Source organism: Streptomyces sp. NPDC001832 (assembly GCF_040297265.1).
Classification (GTDB): Bacteria; Actinomycetota; Actinomycetes; order Streptomycetales; family Streptomycetaceae; genus Streptomyces.
Window position 1 is genome coordinate 1 of record NZ_JBEOYU010000080.1, and the last position, 5,858, is coordinate 5,858.

At 69.2% G+C, this 5,858-nt stretch carries 5 protein-coding genes; 1 reads left to right on the forward strand and 4 read right to left on the reverse strand.

What is annotated here, in order from left to right; genetic code table 11:
• Positions 1–96: 96 nt before the first annotated feature.
• The 4 genes from ABT115_RS30505 to ABT115_RS30520 form a co-directional block, all read right to left on the reverse strand.
• Positions 97–936, reverse strand: coding sequence for an SDR family NAD(P)-dependent oxidoreductase (locus tag ABT115_RS30505; RefSeq protein ID WP_351796663.1), 840 nt, complete (start codon positions 934–936; stop codon positions 97–99).
• A 142-nt stretch (positions 937–1,078) separates the two neighbouring features.
• On the reverse strand, positions 1,079–1,924 hold the full coding sequence (locus ABT115_RS30510; RefSeq protein ID WP_351796666.1) for an amidohydrolase family protein: 846 nt from the start codon (positions 1,922–1,924) through the stop codon (positions 1,079–1,081).
• Positions 1,921–3,108 (reverse strand): mandelate racemase/muconate lactonizing enzyme family protein, encoded by a 1,188-nt coding sequence (locus ABT115_RS30515; protein WP_351796668.1) that lies wholly within the window; start codon positions 3,106–3,108, stop codon positions 1,921–1,923. The genes ABT115_RS30510 and ABT115_RS30515 overlap by 4 nt, the downstream gene beginning before the upstream one ends.
• Positions 3,108–4,478 carry an aspartate aminotransferase family protein gene (locus ABT115_RS30520; RefSeq protein ID WP_351796671.1) on the reverse strand — a complete coding sequence of 457 codons (1,371 nt, stop codon included), beginning with the start codon at positions 4,476–4,478 and terminating at the stop codon, positions 3,108–3,110. The genes ABT115_RS30515 and ABT115_RS30520 overlap by 1 nt, the downstream gene beginning before the upstream one ends.
• A gap of 290 nt (positions 4,479–4,768) precedes the next feature.
• Here ABT115_RS30520 and ABT115_RS30525 point away from each other — a divergent pair, with 290 nt between their 5' ends.
• Positions 4,769–5,626 (forward strand): IclR family transcriptional regulator, encoded by an 858-nt coding sequence (locus tag ABT115_RS30525; protein ID WP_351796674.1) that lies wholly within the window; start codon positions 4,769–4,771, stop codon positions 5,624–5,626.
• Positions 5,627–5,858 lie beyond the last annotated feature (232 nt).

A 5,858-nucleotide genomic window follows, 5' to 3' on the forward strand; every position in this document is an offset into this window, starting at 1 on the left:
GGGGCGAGGCGGAGGACTTGGGTTGCGACGATGCATTGACGGACATGGCGGAGGCACTCCTCGCGTTGTCGGCTCGATGAAGACCGGTCGGTCGCGTCAGATCGTGTTGCGGTAGGGCGGCATGAAACGCATGCGCGGCATCTGGTCGGCGAGAACTCCCCCGTCGACGACGATGCGCGCCCCGGTGAGATACGCCCCGGCGTCCGAGGCGAGCAGCAGCAGTGCGCCCACGCATTCGTCGGGTTGTGCGTACCTGCCGAGTGGGATGCGCTCGTGGTACGCGGATTCGAAGGCCTCCCGGTCGAAGGGGAATTCGCCGTCGATGGGGGTCTCGACCATGCCGGGGGCAAGGGTGTTGGCGGTGATGCCGTGCGGGGCGAGCTCGACCGCCAGGGTCTCGGTGAGCAGTTGGGCGGCGGCCTTGGAGGCGTTGTAGTGGGCCAGGCCCGCCTCCGCCACCAGGGCGTTCTTCGAGGTGACGGTGATGATGCGGCCGGCGACGGAGTCCGCCGTCATGTGTTCGGCGATGCGCTGGCTGAGGAAGAAGACGGCGTCGACGTTGACCCGCATGATGTGCGACCAGCTTGCGGGGGTGATCTCGTTGAAGCGTTCCAGGGCCGCCGTTCCCGCGTTGTTGACCAGGATGTGCAGCGGTCCTGCCTCGGCGCGTACGGCATCGACGAAGCCGGGCAGCGCGTCGATGTCCGCGAGGTCCTGTCCGTAGATGCGGACCTGTCGGCCGAGCTCCTCGACGGCCGCCGCGGTCTGGGCGACGCCGTCCGCACCGGGCAGATCCACAAGGACCAGATCGGCGCCCGCCTCGGCGAGCCCGATGGCGAAGGCCCGGCCGAGGCCCCGGGCGGCTCCGGTCACGACCGCGGTGCGGCCGGTCAGGTCGAAGCGGTCACTGCCGCGGGGCGGGGCGGCTGCGGTCATGGCGGGGTTCCTCCAGTCGGTCCAAGGGTGGGCCGCCGCGCAGGGACACAGGGGGGAGCGCGGCGGCCCGCTGCCGGTACGGCGCCCGGGCGCAGGGGGGCAGCCCGTGCGCAGTACCGGCAGGTCGGTGGGGACGGCCCGGTCAGCCGTTCAGGCCGAGCAGGTCCAGCGACGGCCGGTGGATGATCTCCTCCACCGCGTCCGCGTCCAGCGGCGGCAGTCCGGGGATGCCGGGGATGCGGGCGATCTCCCGCAGCCCCTTCACCGAGTCGTCGACCGTCGTGAACGGGTAGTCGCTGCCGAACATCAGCTTGTCGAAGACCCCGTAGTCCTGGACCAGCCGAAGGCTGTGCCAGAGCTGGAAGGGCCGGTAGTGCAGGGCGCTGATGTCCGCGTACACGTGCGGGTGCTTGCGGATGACCGCGATGCACTCGCCTTCGAAAGGGTGGCCGAGGTGGGCGAGGACCATCCGCAGTTCGGGGTGGCGGATGGCGACGGCGTCCAGGTGGCGGGGCATCGCCCATTCCAGCGGTGCGTTCGACACGAACGTGGTACCGGTGTGGACGAGGAGCGGAAGGCCGTGCCGTTCGGCGTAGCCGTACAGCTCGTCGTACTCCTCGGCGGCCGGGTCGAAGCCCGCGTACATCGGCATCAGCTTGATGCCGCGCAGGCCCAGTTCCTGGTGGCCGTAGCGGAGTTCTTCCTGCCAGCCGGGCTGGGTGGGGTCGAGCGAGAGGTAGCCGATCAGCCGGTCGGGGTGCTGTCCGGCGTACGAGGCGACGGCGGCGTCGTCGACCCAGAGCCCGCTGCGCCGCGCCTTGCCGCCGACGACGATTGTGCGGGTGCCCTCGGGTGCCGTTGCCGCGTACTCTTCCCACTTCACTGTGAGGTCGACCTCGCCCGCGTGGGCGCGGGCGGAGTCGGACTTGAACGGGTCGGTGAAGTCGTGGCTGTGCCGGAAAAGATGTGAGTGGACGTCGACGATCATGTCCGGTTCCGCTTCTCCCAGCCGTCCGCGAACATGTTCCAGAAGCGGTGGCTGGGCGGGTGTTCCTCGAAGACCTCGTCGACGAGCTCGACACCGAGTCCCGGGGCGGTCGGCAGGCCGATGTGGCCGTCGACGATCGGGAGAGTGCCCTTGAGCGCGTCGAAGACGTAGTCCTCAAGAAGTCCGTCGAAGGTTTCGAGGATCTTGAAGTTGGGGATTCCGAGCGTCGCGTGTACCGAGACGGTGGTGCAGAGCGGCGAGTTGGAGTTGTGAGGGGCCACGAGCATGCCGTGGGTATCGGCGATCGCGGCGAGCTTCCTGACCTCGGTGAAGCCGCCGGCCATCGAGAGGTCGGGCTGGATGATGTCGACCGCGTCGGTGGCGAAGAGCTGCTTGTACTCGTAGCGGTTGTGGAAGTGCTCGCCGCCGGAGATCGGGAACGCCGCGCGCCGGCGCAGTTCCGCGTACCGCTCGATGTGGGTCCAGGGCATCGGCTCCTCGAACCAGCCGATGTCGAATGGCTCCAGCTCCCGCACGAGGCGGGCGGCGGTCGGCATGGCGAACCGGGCGTGGCCCTCGATGAACAGGTCGATGTCCGGCCCGATGGCTTCGCGGACGGCGGCCACGAGCTCGACGGAGCGGCGCAGTTCGGAACGTTCCAGCTCGTGCAGTCCGGGGCCGAACGGGTCGAACTTGAGGGCCGTGAAGCCCTTGGCCACGGTCTCCTTCGCCTTGGCGGCGAAGGTCCCGGGCTCGCGTTCGCCGGTGTACCAGCCGTTGGCGTACACGCGTACGTTGTCCCGGCAGGCGCCGCCGGTCAGCCGGTACGCGGGCACGCCGAGCGCCTTGCCCATCAGGTCGTACATCGCCTGGTCGAGGCCGGACAGGGCGACGCCGCCCATGTCGCCGCCGCGCAGGAAGTCGCCCTGGTAGACGCGGAGCCAGAGTTCCTCGATGTCGAAGGGGTCGGCTCCGATGAGATGGCGCTGTGCGAGGGCCTCGGTGAGGGCGCAGACCTCGCTGACCCGGTACGGGTGGGTGATCTCGCCGATGCCGGACAGGCCCTCGTCGGTGTGGACCCGGACATAGCCGAAGTCGCGCCAGGAGGTGCCGAGCATCAGGGTCTCGACCCGGGTGATCCGTCCGGCGGGGCCTGCGGGACGGGTGCGGTTGACGGTGAGCATCAGCGGGTCGTTCCGCCCATGGTGGAGGTGTTCTCGAGGTCCTGGGCGCCGCCGTCGGCGAGGACGGCCTTGACCGCGGCCTCGGTGCCCTCGATGAGGCGGTCCACGTCGGCGTCGGTGTGGGCGTAGCTGATGTGGCTGCGCTTGAGGTTGAGTGGCAGCTCGAACAGGCCGTGGTCGAGGAGCCTTCGGCGGTAGCCGACGAACAGCGAGGCGTCGTTGTTCAGCAGGTCGGCGTAGGTGCGGGGGGTCTGGCCCGGCATGAAGTAGCTGACGAAGACGGAGCCGTAGCCGGTGACGACGGCGGGGACGCCGAGGCGCTCGTACAGTCCTGTCAGTTCGGTACGGACACGGTCGCCGAGCCGGAAGACGTGCTCGTGGACCGGTTCCTCGCGCAGCTTGCGCAGGGTGGCGAGGGCGGCGGCGACGACGGACGGGTGGCCGTTGTACGTGCCGGCGAAGAAGGCGGGGGCGCCGGGGCGGGTGGAGAAGAGGTCCATCAGGTCGGCACGGCCGCCGATCGCGCCGACGGGGGCGCCGTTGGCGATGGCCTTGCCGAGGGTGGTGAGGTCGGGGGTGATGCCGGAGATCTTCTGCCAGCCGCCGATGTCGTGGCGGAACCCGGTGATGACCTCGTCGAAGATCAGGATGCTGCCGGCCTTGGTGGTCTCCTCGCGCAGCGTGGTGAGGAACTCCTGGTACGGCAGGAGCGTGCCGACGTTGTGCGGGACGGGTTCGACGATGACGGCGGCGATGTCGGAGCCGTGCTCGGCGAAGGCGCGGCGGACGGCCTCACTGTCGTTGAAGGGCAGGACGAGGGTGGCTTCGAGGACCTCGGGCAGGATGCCGGTCGAGATCGGGTCGTGGCTGCCGACCATCGAAGGGGCGGAGATGACGTTGAGGCTGACCGCGTCGTGCCAGCCGTGGTAGCAGCCCTGGAACTTGACGACCAGGCGGCGGCCGGTGGCGGCGCGGGACACGCGCAGCGCGTGGAACGTGGCCTCGCTGCCGGTGCTGGTGAGCAGCACCTTCTCGATCGACGGGATCAGTTCGGTGAGCTGCTCGGCGAGGAGGACCTCGCCCTCGGTGACGCCGACGCCCATGTGGCCGAGGGTGGCGCCGGCCTCGGCGGTGGCGCGGGCCACGTCGGGGTCGTTGTGACCGAGCAGCGGCGGGCCGAACGCCGAGTGGAAGTCGGTGTACTCGCGTCCGTCGGCGGTACGGAACCGTGCGCCGTCGGTTCCGGTGACGACCAGGTCGGTCAGTCCGGGAACGCTGCGCTGACCGCTGTTCACACCGCCGGGTACGACCTGGCGGGCGCGCTCGGCGAGTCGGGCTCCGGATTCGTTGCCTACCGGGCCTGAACTCATATCTCTTACTCCTTGCGTCGAGAGTCGTCGGTCTTCTCAGGCCCTGCCCGGCCCGAGAGTCCCTGGCGCCATCCGCCCGGCAGTCGCCGCAGGAAGAGGGGTGATCCGTGGTGCTTGGGTGGTGCGTTTCGCTTTACTGAACGCTGTTCTGTAGAGCAGAACAGTGCTGGATATTACGTGCGGCGCCAGGACCGGTCAACCCCTTCCCGGACACCAGAAGGCCCGTTCCCAGGCTTACTTCGGAGAGACAGCGCAACCAACCTCCCCCGGAGGCACTAGGCTGTTCTGCTATGACGAACGGTGCTGCCCCAGAAGAACCGAAGTACTGGGTCAAGAGCGTGGCCAGGGCAGCGGACATCCTCGAAGCGCTCGCCGCCCCCGCACAGGGGAACGGCCTGAGCGTCACGGAGGTCGGGCAGGCCTGCTCCATCTCCAAGAGCGCCGCGTTCGGCATGCTCCAGACCCTTCGCGCCTACGGCCTCGTCTCGGACGACGGCGAGGGCATGAACCGCCGCTACCGGCTCGGCATGAGCCTGGCCCGGCTCGGCGACCGGGCCCGTTCCCAGGTGTCCCTGCGCGGGGTCGCCCACCCCGTCCTGCGCGAGCTCACCCGGACCACCGGCATGGCGTCGAGGCTCGCCGTGCCCGAGGACGGCCATGCGGTCGTCGTGGACCAGGTCGAGCTCGACCAGCGCGTCCGGCTCGATCTGCGGATGGGGCAACGCGAACTGCCGCACTGCACGGGCCTGGGCAAGGCACTGCTCTCCGCCGTGCCGCAGAGCGAGGCCGCCGCAGTCGTCGCGCGGTTCGGGCTGCCCCGGCGCACGTCCCGCACGATCACCGACCCGGCCACCTTCCTGTCGCATCTGCGCGACATCGCCCGGGTCGGCTACGCCCTGGACGACGAGGAGGACGCCGAGGGCATCATCTGCATCGGCGCGCCGGTATTCGACGACCGTTCGGTGTGCGCCGGAGCCATCTCCATCACCGGCCTCAAGCTCGGTCTGCCGGCCTGGCGCTACCAGGAACTGGGCGGCCAGGTACGAGACGCAGCCCAGCGGATCAGCGTCTCGCTGGGCTGGATCGACAACGCGGAGGACGACACATCCGGCACCGGCACATCGCATTCCGACGGATTCGGGTCTTGACCAATCGGCGCAAGCCGCCGTAGGTTCCCTGCCAACCGCGGTGACACTCACCCGTCACCAGCGATTTACCCCTTCCGGTCTGCTTCCGGCGCCTGCCCACCGCTCCGTGAACATCCGACGACCGGACCCTTTCAGCCATCCGCCTCATGGCAGTCCACCGCAGGAACGATTCCTCATTTTCGGCACTTCTCGGAAGGCGAAGTCCGCATGAGCGTTCCGCACCAACACACCT